The organism is Nocardia yamanashiensis NBRC 100130, from assembly GCF_001613325.1.
Classification (GTDB): domain Bacteria; phylum Actinomycetota; class Actinomycetes; order Mycobacteriales; family Mycobacteriaceae; genus Nocardia; species Nocardia yamanashiensis.
The window spans coordinates 127,927-142,140 of sequence record NZ_BDCD01000006.1; the positions used below are offsets into that span (position 1 = coordinate 127,927).

The window sequence follows — 14,214 nt, forward strand, 5'->3', positions numbered from 1 at the left end:
CCCAGTGGGGCCCGCCGGGGCCGGAAACCGATAATGTCCCCAGGTCCCGGTAATGTCGGACGGCATGAGCACCCCTGCCGCCGGTCCGCTGCTGCTGCTCGACGGGGCCAGCCTGTGGTTCCGCGCGTTCTATGCGATTCCGGAGAAGATCACCGCACCGGACGGGCGGCCGGTCAATGCCCTGCGCGGATTCACCGATATGGTCGCCGCGCTGGTCAAGCAGCACGCGCCGAGCCGCCTGGTGGTGTGCCTGGACCTGGATTGGCGGCCGCGGTTCCGGGTCGATCTGATCCCGTCGTACAAGGCGCACCGGGTCGCCGAGGACCAACCCGTCACTGCCGCAGACGGTTCGGTGGCCGAGGAGGTGCCCGACACCCTCACCCCGCAGGTCGACATGATCATGGAGGTGCTGGCGGCCGCCGGTATCGCCACGGCCGGCGCGGACGGTCTCGAAGCCGACGATGTGATCGGCACCCTGGCCACGGTCGAGCGCGACAGCGAGGTGATCGTGGTGAGCGGGGACCGCGATCTACTGCAATTGGTGCGCGACACCCCCGCCCCGCCGGTGCGCGTCTTCTATGTGGGCCGCGGCCTGTCCAAGGCCGAGCTGTGGGGCCCGGCGGAGGTGTCGGCCAAATACGGTGTGCCGGAAGCGATCGCGGGTCCCGCCTACGCCGATATGGCCGCCCTGCGTGGCGACGCCTCCGATGGTCTGCCGGGTGTGGCGGGCATCGGCGACAAGTCCGCCGCCCAGCTCATCTCCCGCTTCGGCTCGGTGGAGGCCCTGCGCGCCGCCGCCGCGGACCCCGATTCCGACATGGCCAAGGGCGTGCGCGCGAAACTCGTTGCCGCCGACGACTATCTGAAGGCCGCCGCCCCGGTCGTCCGCGTCGTGCAGGACGCGAAAGTCGAATTCTCCGGCCCCGACCTACTCCCCCGCACCCCCGCGGACCCGGACGCGCTCCAAGCCCTGGCCGTCGCCTACAACGCCGAAAGCCCGGTCAAGCGCCTGCTTTCCGCCCTGGCCAAGCGCTGATACAGAAGAGCCCGGGGCGATTCCTCGAATCGCCCCGGGCTCAATGCTTTTCGCGCCGTGCTCACCCGGCTACAGGGGCTTGCCCCGAGAGCCCGAGAGTCGGTCTAGCTCGGACGCCCGACCTCGTAGGTGCCGTCGTCCTTGGTCACCTTGATGGTCACCTTCTTGCTCTCGCCACCTACCTTGAGCTGGCATTCGAAGGTCGCGTCCACCTTGACCTTCTGCCCGGACGGGCAGCTGACGTCCTGCACGTCCTCGATGCCGTAGGAGTCCTTGAGTACCTTCTGTACCCCGGTCGCCACGGCCTTGTTGTCGAGCTTGTCGGTGGCGGTCAGGAACAGCACCCCGGCGATGATGCCGCCCAGCACCACCAGCAGCACCGCGACGCCGCCGATGATCAGGCCGGTCTTCTTCTTGCCGCCGGGCTGCTGCGGCTGCGGCCACTGCTGGCCCGGCTGCCCGGTCTGCTGGTTCCAGTCCGGCTGGCCCTGCTGCGGCCACTGCGGCTGACTCTGCCCCCAGGTCTGCGCGCCGGGCTGCACCTGCGGCTGCGGCTGGCTCTGATTCCAGTCCTGCTGCCCGGGCTGGCCCTGCTGGGGCCACTGCGGCTGGCTCTGTCCCCACTGCGGCTGGCCCTGGACCGGCTGCTGCGGCTGGCTCTGCCCCCACGGCTGCTGGCCCGGTACGGGCTGGCCCTGCTGCGGGTCGCCCCACTGCGCGGTCGGCGGCGCCGGCTGCTGCGGCTGTCCACCCCACTGCTGACCCGGAACAGCACCGCCGGGCGCGGGCTGGCCGCCGCCCCACTGCTGCGTCGGATCGTTGCGTCCCTCCCCTGTGCCAGGGGCGTCGTTCGGTCCGTACGGGCCGCTCATTTGCTTGCCTCCATCGCAATTCCGTTGCACAACACGCTAGCCCCCCGAGCGGGAACACGCTCGTGAACCCACCGCGGTCGCCTACGTTCAGGAAATCAAATCACAGTCGCCCAGGCTAGGCGGCGTCCACCGCCACGACACCCCGCCGGATGGCGCGCACGGCCTTGGCCGCGGTGGCGGCGACCTCCTCGTCGTCGGCGGTGGAGTGGATCTGGTCGAGCAGATCGATCACCTGACGGCACCATCGTACGAAATCGCCTGCCGACAAGGAGTTTCCGCGATCGCCGCTGGCCAGCAGGGCGTCGGCGAGGTCACCGCCGGCGGCCCAGGTGTGCACGCCGGAGATGAAACCCAGGTCCGGTTCGCGGGTCGGTTGCAATCGGTGTTTGGCTTCGTCCGAACGCAATTGGCTCCAGACGCCGATGGTGGCGTCCACGGCGCGGCGAATCGGTGCGGTCGGTCCGGACGCGCCGAGATAACCGCCCTCCTGCCGGGATTCGTAGACCAGGATCGACACCACGGCCGCGAGCTCGGCCGGGCCCAGACCCCGCCACAGGCCCTGGCGCAGGCTTTCGGCCACGACCAGGTCGGCTTCGGCGTAGATGCGCGCCAGCCGCCGCCCGTCCGCGGTCACCTCACCGTCGGCGACATAGCCGCGTTCCTGCAGCAGCCCGAGAATGCGATCGAAGGTGCGGGCCAGGGAGTTGGTGGTGGCCGCGACCTGCTGGCGCATGGATTCGGTTTCCCGGTCCACCCGGTTGTAGCGTTCGCCGATGCGCGCCAGCTGTTCCCGGTCCGGGCGCGAGTGCGCCGGATGGTTGCGCAGCGCGCGCCGCAGCGCCTGCAGTTCGTGATCGTCGGCCGCCCGCGACTTGGGCCCGCCGCCGCGTCCGCGCCGGGGCACGCTGATCCCGCTGCTGCGCAGCGCCGAGGCCAGGTCCCGGCGCACGCGCGCGGTGCGGTGATCGACGTGCTTGGGCAGCCGCAGTTTGCCCAATGCCTGTGCGGGCGTGGGGAAATCGGCGGCCGATACCCGGCCCGCCCACTTGTCCTCGGTCAGCACCAGCGGTCGCGGATCGCCCGGGGTCATATCGGGTTCGAGCACCACGGCCAGGCCCTGGCGTCGTCCGGACGGAATCGCCACCACGTCACCGCGCCGCAGCGAGCTCAGTGCCGACACCGCGGCCTGCCGCCGATCGGTGCGGCCCTGGCGTTCGATGCTGCGTTCCCGCTCGCGGATGCGTTCACGCAACTGGATGTATTCGAAGAAGCTCTCATCACCCAACTGCGAGCGCAGTTTCCGCATCTGCGCCTCGTTGCGTTCGATGCCGCGCACCAACCCGACCACCGACCGGTCGGCCTGGAACTGGGCGAAGGACCGCTCCAGCAGCGCCCGCGATTCCGCCGCGCCCATGCGATCGACCAGATTGATCGACATGTTGTAGCCGGGCCGGAACGAACTGCGCAGCGGATAGGTTCGGGTGGAGGCCAGACCGGCCACCGCGCTGGTGTCCACCTCCGGCTGCCACAGCACCACCGCGTGCCCCTCGACATCGATGCCGCGCCGCCCCGCACGCCCGGTGAGCTGCGTGTACTCCCCCGGCGTCAGTTCGGCGTGACTCTCGCCGTTGAACTTGACCAGGCGCTCGAGCACCACGGTCCGCGCGGGCATGTTGATGCCCAATGCCAGTGTCTCGGTGGCGAATACGGCCCGCACCAGGCCCTTGACGAACAGCTCCTCCACGGTGTGCCGGAAGGCCGGCAGCATGCCCGCGTGATGCGCCGCGAACCCGCGATGCAGCGCCTCACGCCACTCCCAGTACCCGAGCACCTCGAGATCGCTGCGCGGCAGATCCCCGGTGTGCTTCTCGATGATCGCGTCGACTTCCTCGCGGTCCTCCTCGCGCGAGAGGTCCAGCCGCGAGCGCACGCACTGCGCCAGCGCGCCATCGCAACCGGCCCGGCTGAAGATGAAGGTGATGGCCGGCAGCAGCCCGTCCTCGTCCAGCCGCGCGATCACCTCCGGCCGCGGGGTGGGCCGGTACATGCGCCGCCCGCCGCCGCGACCGCGCCCGGGCACGCCCCAGTTCTCCATCCGGTCAACGGCTTCGCGCTGTTTGATGAACCGGACGAGGTCCTGGTCCACCACCACTTTGGCGTCACTGGACTTGGGATCGAACAGGTCGAACATGCGCCGCCCGACCATGACGTGCTGCCACAGCGGCACCGGCCGGGTCTCGTCCACGATGACCGCGGTATCGCCGCGCACGGTTTCCATCCAGGCGCCGAATTCCTCGGCGTTGGAGACGGTCGCCGACAGGCTGACCAGGCGCACCTCCGGCGGCAGGTGCAGGATGACTTCCTCCCACACCGCGCCGCGGAAGCGGTCCGCGAGGTAGTGCACCTCGTCCATCACCACGTACGAAAGGCCCTGCAGCGCATCCGAGCTCGCGTAGAGCATATTGCGCAGCACCTCGGTGGTCATGACGACCACGGGCGCGTCCGGATTGATGGACTGGTCCCCGGTCAGCAGGCCGACGGTGTCGCGTCCGTAGCGCTCGGTCAGGTCCGCGAACTTCTGGTTCGACAGCGCCTTGATCGGCGTGGTGTAGAAGCACTTTCCGCCCGAGGCCAGGGCCATGTGGACGGCGAATTCACCGACCACGGTCTTGCCCGCGCCGGTGGGCGCGCACACGAGCACGCTGTGCCCGGCCTCGAGGGCTTCACACGACTGCTGCTGGAAGGGATCCAGTGCGAATTTCAGTTCGGCGGCGAATGCCGCCAGTTCGCCAGTAAGCGACCTTGATGTCACTTGTCAGAGCGTATCGGAGTAGTCCGACGTGGATCGCGTGGTTTTCTCCGGCGATGTCGCGGGTGTCGTCGCGCCGACCGGCTCGGGAGCCTCGACCGGCGCGACGCCCTCGACGCCGGAGGTATCGCTCAGCGGCGAGGCCTCGTCGTCCGAGAGTTTGCTCCAGTCCTCGTTCAGCTTCGCCTTGCGCTTGTCGTTGATCCGGGCGATCTGCACCGCGACCTCGAACAGCACGGTCAGGGCCAGTGCCAGCGCCAGCATGGAGAACGGATCCTGCGGGGTCACGATGGCCGCGAACACGAACAGGCCGAAGATCAGGCCGCGCCGCCATTTGGTGAGGCGTTCGTAGGTGAGCACGCCCACGAAGTTCAAACCCACGATGATCAAAGGCGTTTCGAAGCTGACGCCGAAGATGATCAGCAGCTGGATGATGAAACCGAAGTATTGCGAACCGCTCAAGGCGGTGATCTGCACGTTGTTGCCGATGGTCATCAGGAACGCCAGCGCGTGCGAGACGATGAAGTACGCCAGCACCGCGCCCGCGACGAACAGCGCGGCGGCGGCGGTCACGAAGGACACCGCGTACTTGCGTTCCTTGGCGTACAGGCCCGGGGTGATGAACGCCCACAGCTGATACAGCCAGATCGGGCAGGCCAGCACCACACCCGCGGTGACGCCGACCTTCAAGCGCAGCATGAACTGCTCGAACGGCGCGGTGGCCAGCAATCGGCAGGCGCCGTCGGGGCTGAGCGCGGCGCGCGAGGACGCGGGCAGCTCACAGTACGGTCCGGTCAGGATGTCGCCGAGCGCGGTGATGCCGAACAGCGAATGCGAATACCAGTAGAAGCCCAGGAGCGTGGTGACCGCGATGGCCGCCAGCGCGATGAGCAGCCGGGTCCGGAGCTCGGCCAGATGCTCGACCAACGACATGGTGCCGTCGGGATTGGTTCGCCGCTTGCTGCGTCGCGGATCGAACGGAATACGCATGTAAGTGCTGCCTCGCTGCGAGTGAACGCCCCGGACCTGGACAAAAAGCTATCCCGGGATGAACATGCGCTCACCCCGGCACCGTGGCCTGGATCAGGCCTGCTGCTGGTCGCCCTGCGGCTTGGTGAGGTTCGCGGCCGGCGCGGCGGCCTGCGCCTGCGGCAGCTGTGCCTGCGGCTGTGGGGCCGCGGCGGGGGCGGCTTCCTCGGCCTTGCCCTCGGTCTGCATCTGGTTCATTTCGCTCTTGAAGATGCGCAACGACCGGCCGAGGCCACGGGCGGCGTCGGGCATCCGCTTGGCGCCGAAGAACAGCAAGAAGACCAGCGCGACGATCAGCAGATGTGTGGGACTGAGCGAGCCCATCGTTTCCTACCTCCAAAGAATGTGGTGTTTCAGATGCTACCGGACATGCATATGACGGCTGCACCCGTCAAGTAGTCGGGGCGCTCGCGTGAACGCCCGGTGAACGACTAACTCGCCGCGGCCGCGGTCAGTTCCGCCAGCAACTCCGCGCCCGACCAGGTGCGACGGTCGCCATCCTCCGCCCGGTGCACGAGTTCGATCAACCTGCGGTTCACCGGCGTGGGTATGCCGACCATGGTGCCGAGGCTCACGATCTCGCCGCAGAGCCAGGCGATCTCGGTTTTGCGGCCGGCGGCCAGATCGTCGGCCATGGACGAGCGGGCCACCGGATCGATGGCCAGCACCTTGCCGGCAACCCGTTGGAAGAGGCCGTCGGGGAAGGTGAGCAGGCGGGCCATCAGTTCGGGCGGCAGCGGGGTGAGCCGGGCCGGGCGGATGCGGGCGTGATCCATGGCGATCAGGGCCTCGCGCTGGGTCAAGGCCAGGCAGCGGCGATAGTCGCGATTGCCCAGCTCCTCGCGCAGCGGGCGGCCCGACAGCGCGTTGATCGGATTGTTGAGGTTGAGCAGCAGCTTGGCCCACTGCACCGGCAGCAGGTCCGGGTAATGCTTGACCTCGAGGCCGGATGTGCCGAAGACCGGGGCGAATCGGTTCAGCACCGGGTCATCGGCGATGGCCACCCCGCCTGCGGTGCCGCGATGGAACCGGCCGCCGGAATGGTGCACGACATTGAACATGACCATGCCGGGCAGCACCACGCACGCGGGCAGCACCTCGCGGATCACCGCGTCGTTGCCGATGCCGTTCTGCAGGCTGATCACCACGGTGCCGGGCTTCAGCAGGCCCGACAGCTGACGTGCCGCGGATTCGGTATCGGCCGACTTCACCGCGATCAGCACCAGGTCGGCATCGCCGGAAGGTTCGGTGGCGGTACGGAATTGCCCCGCCTCGACCCGGATGTCATGGCCGTCGAGGTCGGTGAGCCGCAGGCCGTGGGCGGTGATCTCGTCGAGCATGCGGGGCCGGCCGACGAAGGTGACGTCCGCGCCGGCGGCCGCGAGCGATCCACCGACGTACACCCCGATACTGCCCGCGCCGAGCACCATCACGCGAAAGCTCAAGCGGGACCGACCTCCTCGAGCCCGGTCGGCGCGAGCGCGTCCGCGGCGTCCGGTTCGTGGGCCAGCGCGGCGTAGGCGGCCAGCGCGGCGCCCGAGCGCTCGCGGACGGCGCTGACCAGTTCGGGCGGTCCGAGTACGGTGACGCCGGAACCGAAGCCGAGCAGCAGGCGGGCCATCCAGTCGAGGGTGGCGAAGCGCATGGTGGCTTCGATGCTCTCGTCCGCGTGGGTGGTGACCTTGTGCATGGGGTACTGGTCGAGCACCCAGGCGTAGTCGGGGCGAATCAGCAAGCGCGCCAGCGGGACCGCGGGATCGTCGACGAACAGGTCCAGGGCGGAGGTCTCGTCGGCGGCGGCCTCGGCGGGCGGGCGCGCGGGTTCGTCGAGTTCGGTGGCCTCTTCGATGCGATCGAGGCGGAACAGGCGCACGCCTTCGGCTTCGCGGCACCAGGCGCGCAGGTAGGAGTTGTTGTCCACCAGCACGATCCGGATGGGATCCACCACGCGCTCGGAAACCACGTCGCGGCTGGCGGAGTAGTAGACCAGGCGCAGGGCGTGATCGCGCTCCAGGGCGGACCGGACGGTCGCCACGGCGGGGGCCTCGGTGGGGACCGGGACGGTGACGGCGTCGAATTCCAGTCCGGAGAAGGCGGATTCGATCTTCGCGATGGCCGACTGCGCGGCGCTCGGATCGACCATGCCGGGCAGGTCGGCGATGGACCGCAGCGCCACCAGCAGCGCGGTCGCCTCCAGGGAGGTCAGCCGCAACGGCCGGTCGATGCCCGCAGAGAAGGTGACCTCGATGCTCTCCTCGGAGAAGGACAGGTCGATCAGGTCACCGGGTCCGTAGCCCGGAAGCCCGCACATCCACAGCTGATTCAGGTCGGTCATCAGCTGTTTGGTGGTGACGCCCAGTTCGGCGGCGGCTTCGGCGGCCGAGATGCCCGGATTGGCCTGGAAGTACGGGATCATGTTCAGCAGCCGGGCCAGGCGGGTGGAGAGCCGGCTGCCGGCCGCCGCCGCATTGCCCCGGCGTTCCCGACCATCGGACGCGCGCGTCACGCTCTGCACATTACGGCGTTCCCGGGTGCCTCCGTGGTTACGCTCGCTGCCGCCTCCGGCCCCGTCGCTCACGCCGACACCTCCGTCCGTTCCAGCACCGACTCGAGCCGGGCGATCACATTGTCGCGCAGGTCTTCCGGCGCGAGCACCAGGGCATCCGCGCCCAGACCGGTGATGAGGCGGGCCAGCCAATCGCGCGAGCGCACCGGCACTTCCACGATGGAGCCCTTGCGGCCACCGATCTCGCGCTCCTCCATGGTGGCGCCCAGACGGCGGATCTCCTGACCGCGCCCGTCGGCGACCCACACCGTGGCTGAACCGGTGATCGGGGCCTGCCCGGTCACCTCGGCGACGCGGGCGCGCACGTCCACGCCCTCGGGTTTGTGCACCACGTTGGCCGGGCCGTATTCGACGATCTCCTCGCCGATGCGCGAGACCCGGAAGACGCGTTCGGCCTGGCGCGCATTGTCGAAGCCGACCAGGTACCAGCGGCCGTGATGGGTGACCACACCCCAGGGCTGCACATCACGTTCGATGGGATCGCCGTGCGACTGCCGGTGCTGGAACTTCACCGCCCGGCCCGCGTCGATGGCGGCCAGCAGCTTGCCGAGGACGGGTTCGGAGCCACGGGTGCGCGCCGGCACCGCGGGCACCGAGGCCACCCCGGATTCGGGTTCCACATGGATGCCGGCCGCTTTCAGCTTGAGCAGCGCGCCTTCCGCGGCGGTCGCCAGCTCGGGCGATTCCCACAGCTGCACCGCGACCGCGACAGCGGCGGCTTCCTCGCTGGTCAGGTCGATATCGGGGAGTTCGTAGGAGTCCCGGTTGATCCGGTAGCCCTCCACGCTCGAATACCGGCTCACCGGGCCGATTTCCAGGGGTATGCCCAGATCGCGCAGCTCGTTCTTGTCGCGCTCGAACATGCGGCTGAACGCCTCGTCGCTCGCGGACTCCTCGTAACCCGCGACACTTTCCCGGATCCGCTCGGCGGTCAGGAACTGGCGGGTGGACAGCAGCGCGATAACCAGATTCATCAACCGCTCGACCTTGGATATCGCCACCCGTAAGAGAGTAATGTCCCCGCCCCGCCGGTGTGGTACGGCGGGTCCCAAAATTCGCCGGACCCGGTTGCGCGGGACGTGAGCCGCGGTTCCCGCCGCAGGCTGGGGCCCGGCCGCCGCGCCGGCGATCGGCGGGGTCCCGGCCCCACCCCACATGCCACGGGCCGCGAACCCGGGAGGATTCGCGGCCCGCTGTGCACTCGGGATCGACGCGCAATCAGGTTGCGCTACACCGATGTTCGCGACTACATGGAGGCGATGAGCCGGTCCACGCGCTCGTCGACCGAACGGAACGGGTCCTTGCACAGGACCGTGCGCTGCGCCTGATCGTTGAGCTTGAGGTGTACCCAGTCGACGGTGAAGTCGCGTCCGGCCTCCTGGGCGGCGGTGATGAAATCGCCGCGCAGCTTGGCCCGGGTGGTCTGCGGCGGCGTGGTGACCGCGGCATCGACCGCTTCGTCCTCGGTGACCCGCTTGGCCAGACCCTTGCGCTGCAGCAGGTCGAAGACGCCGCGGCCGCGCTTGATGTCGTGGTAGGCCAGATCCAGCTGGGCGATCTTGGGATCGGACAGCTCCATGTTGTAGCGGTCCTGGTAGCGCTGGAACAGCTTGCGCTTGATGATCCAGTCGATCTCGGTGTCCACCTTGGCGAAGTCCTGCGCCTCGACCGCGTCCAGGGTGCGGCCCCACAGGTCCACCACCGCGTCGACCTGCGGATCGCGATCGCGATTGTTCAGGTGCTCGACCGCGCGGGCGTAGTACTCGCGCTGGATGTCGAGGGCGCTGGCCTGCCGTCCGCCGGCCAGCCGCACCGGGCGGCGGCCGGTCAGATCGTGCGAGACCTCGCGGATCGCCCGAATCGGGTTGTCCAGGGCGAAGTCCCGGAACGCCACGCCCGCCTCGATCATCTCGAGCACCAGCGAGGCCGTGCCCACCTTGAGCATGGTGGTCGGCTCGGCCATGTTCGAGTCGCCGACGATGACGTGCAGGCGCCGGTACTTCTCGGCGTCGGCGTGCGGCTCGTCACGCGTATTGATGATCGGCCGGGACCGGGTGGTCGCCGAGGAGACGCCTTCCCAGATGTGCTCGGCCCGCTGCGAGAGGCAGAAGGTCGCCGCCTTGGGCGTCTGCAGCACCTTGCCGGCGCCGCAGATCAACTGCCGGGTCACCAGGAAGGGCAACAGCACATCGGAGATGCGGGAGAACTCACCGGCGCGCACCACGAGGAAGTTCTCGTGACAGCCGTAGGAGTTGCCCGCGGAGTCCGTGTTGTTCTTGAACAGGTAGATGTCGCCGCCGATACCCTCTTCGGCGAGACGCTGTTCGGCGTCGATGAGCAGATCCTCGAGGACCCGCTCGCCCGCGCGGTCGTGCGTCACCAGCTGCACCAGGCTGTCGCACTCGGCCGTCGCGTACTCCGGATGGGAACCGACATCGAGGTAGAGCCGGGCGCCATTACGGAGGAACACGTTGGAACTACGGCCCCAAGAAACTACCCGGCGGAATAGATACCGGGCCACCTCGTCAGGACTCAACCGACGGTGACCGTGGAAGGTGCACGTCACCCCGAATTCGGTTTCGATCCCCATGATTCGTCGCTGCACCCTATCGACATTACAGCGATGTTGTGTGCTACCAGGGTGTACTCGGACAGGTACTGCAAACGGGTTCACAACGATTTAGCACGGTCTGCAACCCGGCAGCACGCGCACGCAGCGAAAAAGCAAGGCCCCTTTGCACTCTCCCATTGAGAGTGCAAAGAAAATCGTCCCGAATAGCGGGATTATTTTGTCGTCGTCACCACACCGGAACTCGCCACCGGAGTCGATTTGACCGTACTGCTCGACGGGACGACCGAAGTGCTCGTCACCGGGGTGGTTGTCGTGGTCGTGGTGGTGCTGGACGAGGCCGGCGTGCCGGTCGGCACGGCGCCCACGTGGATCGAATGCGCCCGCGCACTCCAGGAATTCGGCAGATCGCCCTTCGTACCCTTCTCGACCCGGTAGGTATCGCCGCGATAGTCGTACCTGTCGAACAGCGTCACGAACGTACCGGTCCGGTTCAGGACCGAGACTGTGGCCGCGTCGATGTGCTGCCCGCGCAGATCCGGTGAACCCTCGGCGAACAGCGACATCTTGCCGTTCCCGTCGCTCCCGGTGAACAGGCAGATCTTCTTGTCCGGGCAGCGGTCGAACCCGTCGCAGCCGCCCTTGGTCTTGCACATGTCCTCGACCTTGGCGGGCAAGGTCTTCCCCGACACCGTCAGGTCGTTGCCGCCCTTGCCGGTGACGACCACCACCGGCTGGTCCTTGTCCGGTTCGGCATTGAGGTTCTCGACGAACACCTGGCACGCGGCGGTGAGCGCGATACCGGCCACGGTGGCGACCGCGGCGACGGCCGCGGTCTGCACGGTGCGCCCGGCGCGCAACGTGGTGGCGATGTAATCGACCACCGGAACGACCAATTCGCAGGTCGCCTCCTCGGTCTTCTTGACGATCTGATCCTGATCGGCCTGCTTGCATCCGGTCACTCCGACGCTCAGTACGAGCAGCGTCAGTAGCGCCACAATCCTTGTCACACAGGCACAATCGCCAGCGGGGGTGTGATCGTAAACACGTTCGGCCGCGATTCCGGGCGGAATCGCGGCCGAACGTGGGGGCCCGGTGCCGTGCGGGCCGAATGTTGGTGCGGGGCTACGGGTTGGAGGGGTCTCCGGCCGACGGTTTGTCGGCTTCCGCGGCGGCCTTGGCGGTGGCGGCCTTGCCCGTGACCAGTTCTTGCAGGACCGAGCCCTGGATGCGGCGGAAGGCGCGGCGGGGGCGGGCCTGTTCGAGGGTGGCCACCTCGAGCGAGCCGACGCCGACGGTGCGCTTGTCCTTGTCGCCCTCGGGGGCGGCCTTCTGCAGGGCCGCGGTGGCGACGGTGACCGCGGTGTGCAGGTCCATGCCGGCTTTGTAGGAACCCTTGAGCGCGGCGATGATCGGGTCGGTATTGCCGCCCATCACCACGAATTCCCGTTCGTCGACGATGGATCCGTCGAAGTTGATCCGGTACAGGACCGAATTCGACTCCTGCTCCGGGTATCCCACCTCGGCGACGCAGATCTCCACCTCGTAGGGCTTGAGCTGATCGGTGAAGATGCTGCCCAGGCTCTGCGCGTAGAGGTTGGCCAGGAAGCGGCCGGTGACGTCGCGGCGGTCGAACTGGTAGCCCCGCAGGTCGGCCTGCAGGATGCCGCCGCGGCGCAGCGCCTCGAACTCGTTGTACTTGCCGACCGCGGCGAAACCGACACGGTCGTACAACTCGCTCACCTTGTGCAGTGTCGCCGAAGGGTTCTCGGCGACGAACAGCACGCCCTTGTCGTAGGTCAGCACGACGACACTGCGGCCCCGGGCGATGCCCTTGCGCGCAAGTTCGGTCTTGTCGCGCATGATCTGTTCGGCCGACGCGTAATACGGCAGTGTCATGCTTCGCCGCCCCCTTCCGCAGCCAGGGCGGCACGATCGGCGACGATCGCCCGCGTGATGTCCTTGAGCCGTTCCTCGGACACCTCGGCGGCGCCCTCGGCGTCGATGACGACCGCCGTCGGGTAGATGTCCCGCATGGTGTCGGGACCGCCGGTGGCGGTGTCGTCGTCGGCGGCGTCGAACAGCGACTCGACCGCATTGCGCAGCGCCGTGTCCTGATCGATGCCGCGGCGATAGGTCTTCTTCAGCGACGACTTGGCGAACAGTGAACCCGACCCCACCGCGGTGTAGCCGAAGCGCTCTTCCGAGCGGCCGCCGACCACGTCGTAGGAAATGATGCGCCCGGACTTGTCCGGGTCCTGCGCGGCGGGATCGAACCCGACGAGCAGCGGCACCACCGCCAGGCCCTGCAGGGCCGCCGGCAGGTTGTCGCGCACCATCTTCGACAGCTTGTTGGCCTTGCCGTCGAAGGTGAGGGGGACGCCTTCGATCTTCTCGTAGTACTCGAGCTCGACCGCGAACAGGCGGATCATTTCGATCGCCATGCCCGCGGTGCCCGCGATGCCCGCCGCCGAGTAGGTGTCGGTGATGTACACCTTCTCGATGTCACGGCTGGCCAGCAGATTGCCCTGGGTTGCCCGCCGGTCGCCCGCGATCAGCACACCGCCGCGGTAGGAGACCGCGACGATGGTGGTGCCGTGCGGGGCGATATCGGAGGGCGCACCCCCGGTCAGGGGTGCGCCGGGACCGTGGGAACCGTTGCCGGGCAACAGTTCCGGAGCGGACATCCGCAAGTATTCGGAGAAAGAGGATTGGGCGAACCCCGTCTGGAGCCGCAGGGGGTCACCTTGGGTCACTGGCCGCCCTTCTGCACATAGGCGCGGACGAAGTCCTCCGCGTTCTCCTCCAGGACGTCGTCGATCTCGTCGAGCAGGTCGTCGGTCTCTTCAGCGAGCTTCTCGCGTCGCTCCTGTCCAGCAGCACCGTCCCCGACCGGGCCCTCGTCCTCGTCGCCACCACCGGCGCGCTTGGTCTGCTCTTGTGCCATAGCAGCCGACCTCCTCTGTGATCATCGGCGAGCACCGGAAAGATCCGATGCTCGTGCAGTCAACATTACCCACGGTCGGCGACAACATGCCGGATTAAGCCGCAATGTGGTGGAGCGGTGATCTCTCCGAGCTCCCGGGGGCTGCGCCCCCGGACCCCCTATGGAGAACTTGGGGGCAAGCCCCCGAACCCCCGGAGAATGATCGGCGCGAGCCCGCACGAGACCCGAAATCGGAGATCAGCGGCGACTCCGGGGCATCGGCTACCGAGTGGGAGTCCGTGTCCGGCCGCGGCCTCGCCGTCCGGTCGCGACCGCCGGAGCCGAGGGCTACGCCGCACCACGGCACGCTGCCGGCTACCTCGCAGCCCATGGCCCCCGAGACCTGG

At 68.2% G+C, this 14,214-nt stretch carries 13 protein-coding genes; 1 reads left to right on the forward strand and 12 read right to left on the reverse strand.

Translation table 11 applies throughout. The features are described 5' to 3' along the window. Positions 1-64 precede the first annotated feature (64 nt). On the forward strand, positions 65-1,036 hold the full coding sequence (locus NY1_RS06530) for a 5'-3' exonuclease (protein ID WP_067709535.1): 972 nt from the start codon (positions 65-67) through the stop codon (positions 1,034-1,036). A 104-nt stretch (positions 1,037-1,140) separates the two neighbouring features. Here the strand turns inward: NY1_RS06530 and NY1_RS06535 are convergent, their stop codons facing one another. The 12 genes from NY1_RS06535 to NY1_RS06590 all read right to left on the reverse strand — a co-directional run bounded on the left by NY1_RS06535 (position 1,141) and on the right by NY1_RS06590 (position 13,828). Then, complete coding sequence (locus NY1_RS06535; protein WP_067709462.1) at positions 1,141-1,908, reverse strand: DUF4333 domain-containing protein; 768 nt, start codon at positions 1,906-1,908, stop codon at positions 1,141-1,143. A 115-nt stretch (positions 1,909-2,023) separates the two neighbouring features. Continuing rightward, the gene (locus tag NY1_RS06540; protein ID WP_067709464.1) at positions 2,024-4,720 is read right to left on the reverse strand and encodes a DEAD/DEAH box helicase; all 2,697 of its coding nucleotides are present in this window, start codon (positions 4,718-4,720) and stop codon (positions 2,024-2,026) included. A gap of 3 nt (positions 4,721-4,723) precedes the next feature. Next, positions 4,724-5,707, reverse strand: a complete 984-nt coding sequence (gene tatC, locus NY1_RS06545; RefSeq protein ID WP_067709466.1) for a twin-arginine translocase subunit TatC — start codon at positions 5,705-5,707, stop codon at positions 4,724-4,726. A gap of 93 nt (positions 5,708-5,800) precedes the next feature. Beyond that, positions 5,801-6,070 carry a Sec-independent protein translocase subunit TatA gene (gene tatA / locus NY1_RS06550; protein ID WP_067709467.1) on the reverse strand — a complete coding sequence of 90 codons (270 nt, stop codon included), beginning with the start codon at positions 6,068-6,070 and terminating at the stop codon, positions 5,801-5,803. A 107-nt stretch (positions 6,071-6,177) separates the two neighbouring features. Further along, on the reverse strand, positions 6,178-7,191 hold the full coding sequence (locus tag NY1_RS06555) for a 2-dehydropantoate 2-reductase (RefSeq protein WP_233434228.1): 1,014 nt from the start codon (positions 7,189-7,191) through the stop codon (positions 6,178-6,180). Further along, the gene (locus NY1_RS06560; RefSeq protein WP_067709537.1) at positions 7,188-8,162 is read right to left on the reverse strand and encodes a helix-turn-helix transcriptional regulator; all 975 of its coding nucleotides are present in this window, start codon (positions 8,160-8,162) and stop codon (positions 7,188-7,190) included. The genes NY1_RS06555 and NY1_RS06560 overlap by 4 nt, the downstream gene beginning before the upstream one ends. Positions 8,163-8,320: 158 nt before the next feature. Next, entirely contained in the window at positions 8,321-9,313 is a 993-nt protein-coding gene (locus NY1_RS06565) for a helix-turn-helix transcriptional regulator (protein WP_157762080.1), read from the reverse strand. Between the two features lie 245 nt (positions 9,314-9,558). Then, positions 9,559-10,917 (reverse strand): Pup--protein ligase, encoded by a 1,359-nt coding sequence (gene pafA, locus NY1_RS06570; RefSeq protein ID WP_218026768.1) that lies wholly within the window; start codon positions 10,915-10,917, stop codon positions 9,559-9,561. A gap of 179 nt (positions 10,918-11,096) precedes the next feature. Next, positions 11,097-11,891 (reverse strand): peptidase inhibitor family I36 protein, encoded by a 795-nt coding sequence (locus NY1_RS06575; protein WP_157762081.1) that lies wholly within the window; start codon positions 11,889-11,891, stop codon positions 11,097-11,099. Positions 11,892-12,006: 115 nt separating this feature from the next. Then, on the reverse strand, positions 12,007-12,780 hold the full coding sequence (gene prcA, locus NY1_RS06580; protein WP_067709476.1) for a proteasome subunit alpha: 774 nt from the start codon (positions 12,778-12,780) through the stop codon (positions 12,007-12,009). Next, positions 12,777-13,568 carry a proteasome subunit beta gene (gene prcB / locus NY1_RS06585; RefSeq protein WP_084534706.1) on the reverse strand — a complete coding sequence of 264 codons (792 nt, stop codon included), beginning with the start codon at positions 13,566-13,568 and terminating at the stop codon, positions 12,777-12,779. Before prcB ends, prcA begins: the two co-directional genes overlap by 4 nt. Before the next feature lie 65 nt (positions 13,569-13,633). Beyond that, on the reverse strand, positions 13,634-13,828 hold the full coding sequence (locus tag NY1_RS06590; RefSeq protein WP_067536347.1) for a ubiquitin-like protein Pup: 195 nt from the start codon (positions 13,826-13,828) through the stop codon (positions 13,634-13,636). Positions 13,829-14,214: the final 386 nt, after the last annotated feature.

What these genes read in the sequence shown, in the direction of transcription:
- NY1_RS06535 (WP_067709462.1), bottom strand. Translation starts at nt 1,908, where the DNA reads ATGAGCGGCCCGTACGGACCGAACGACGCCCCTGGCACAGGGGAGGGA.
- NY1_RS06590 (WP_067536347.1), bottom strand. Translation starts at nt 13,828, where the DNA reads ATGGCACAAGAGCAGACCAAGCGCGCCGGTGGTGGCGACGAGGACGAG.
- tatA (WP_067709467.1), bottom strand. Translation starts at nt 6,070, where the DNA reads ATGGGCTCGCTCAGTCCCACACATCTGCTGATCGTCGCGCTGGTCTTC.
- prcA (WP_067709476.1), bottom strand. Translation starts at nt 12,780, where the DNA reads ATGACACTGCCGTATTACGCGTCGGCCGAACAGATCATGCGCGACAAG.
- NY1_RS06560 (WP_067709537.1), bottom strand. Translation starts at nt 8,162, where the DNA reads ATGATCCCGTACTTCCAGGCCAATCCGGGCATCTCGGCCGCCGAAGCC.
- tatC (WP_067709466.1), bottom strand. Translation starts at nt 5,707, where the DNA reads ATGCGTATTCCGTTCGATCCGCGACGCAGCAAGCGGCGAACCAATCCC.
- NY1_RS06530 (WP_067709535.1), top strand. Translation starts at nt 65, where the DNA reads ATGAGCACCCCTGCCGCCGGTCCGCTGCTGCTGCTCGACGGGGCCAGC.
- prcB (WP_084534706.1), bottom strand. Translation starts at nt 13,568, where the DNA reads ATGTCCGCTCCGGAACTGTTGCCCGGCAACGGTTCCCACGGTCCCGGC.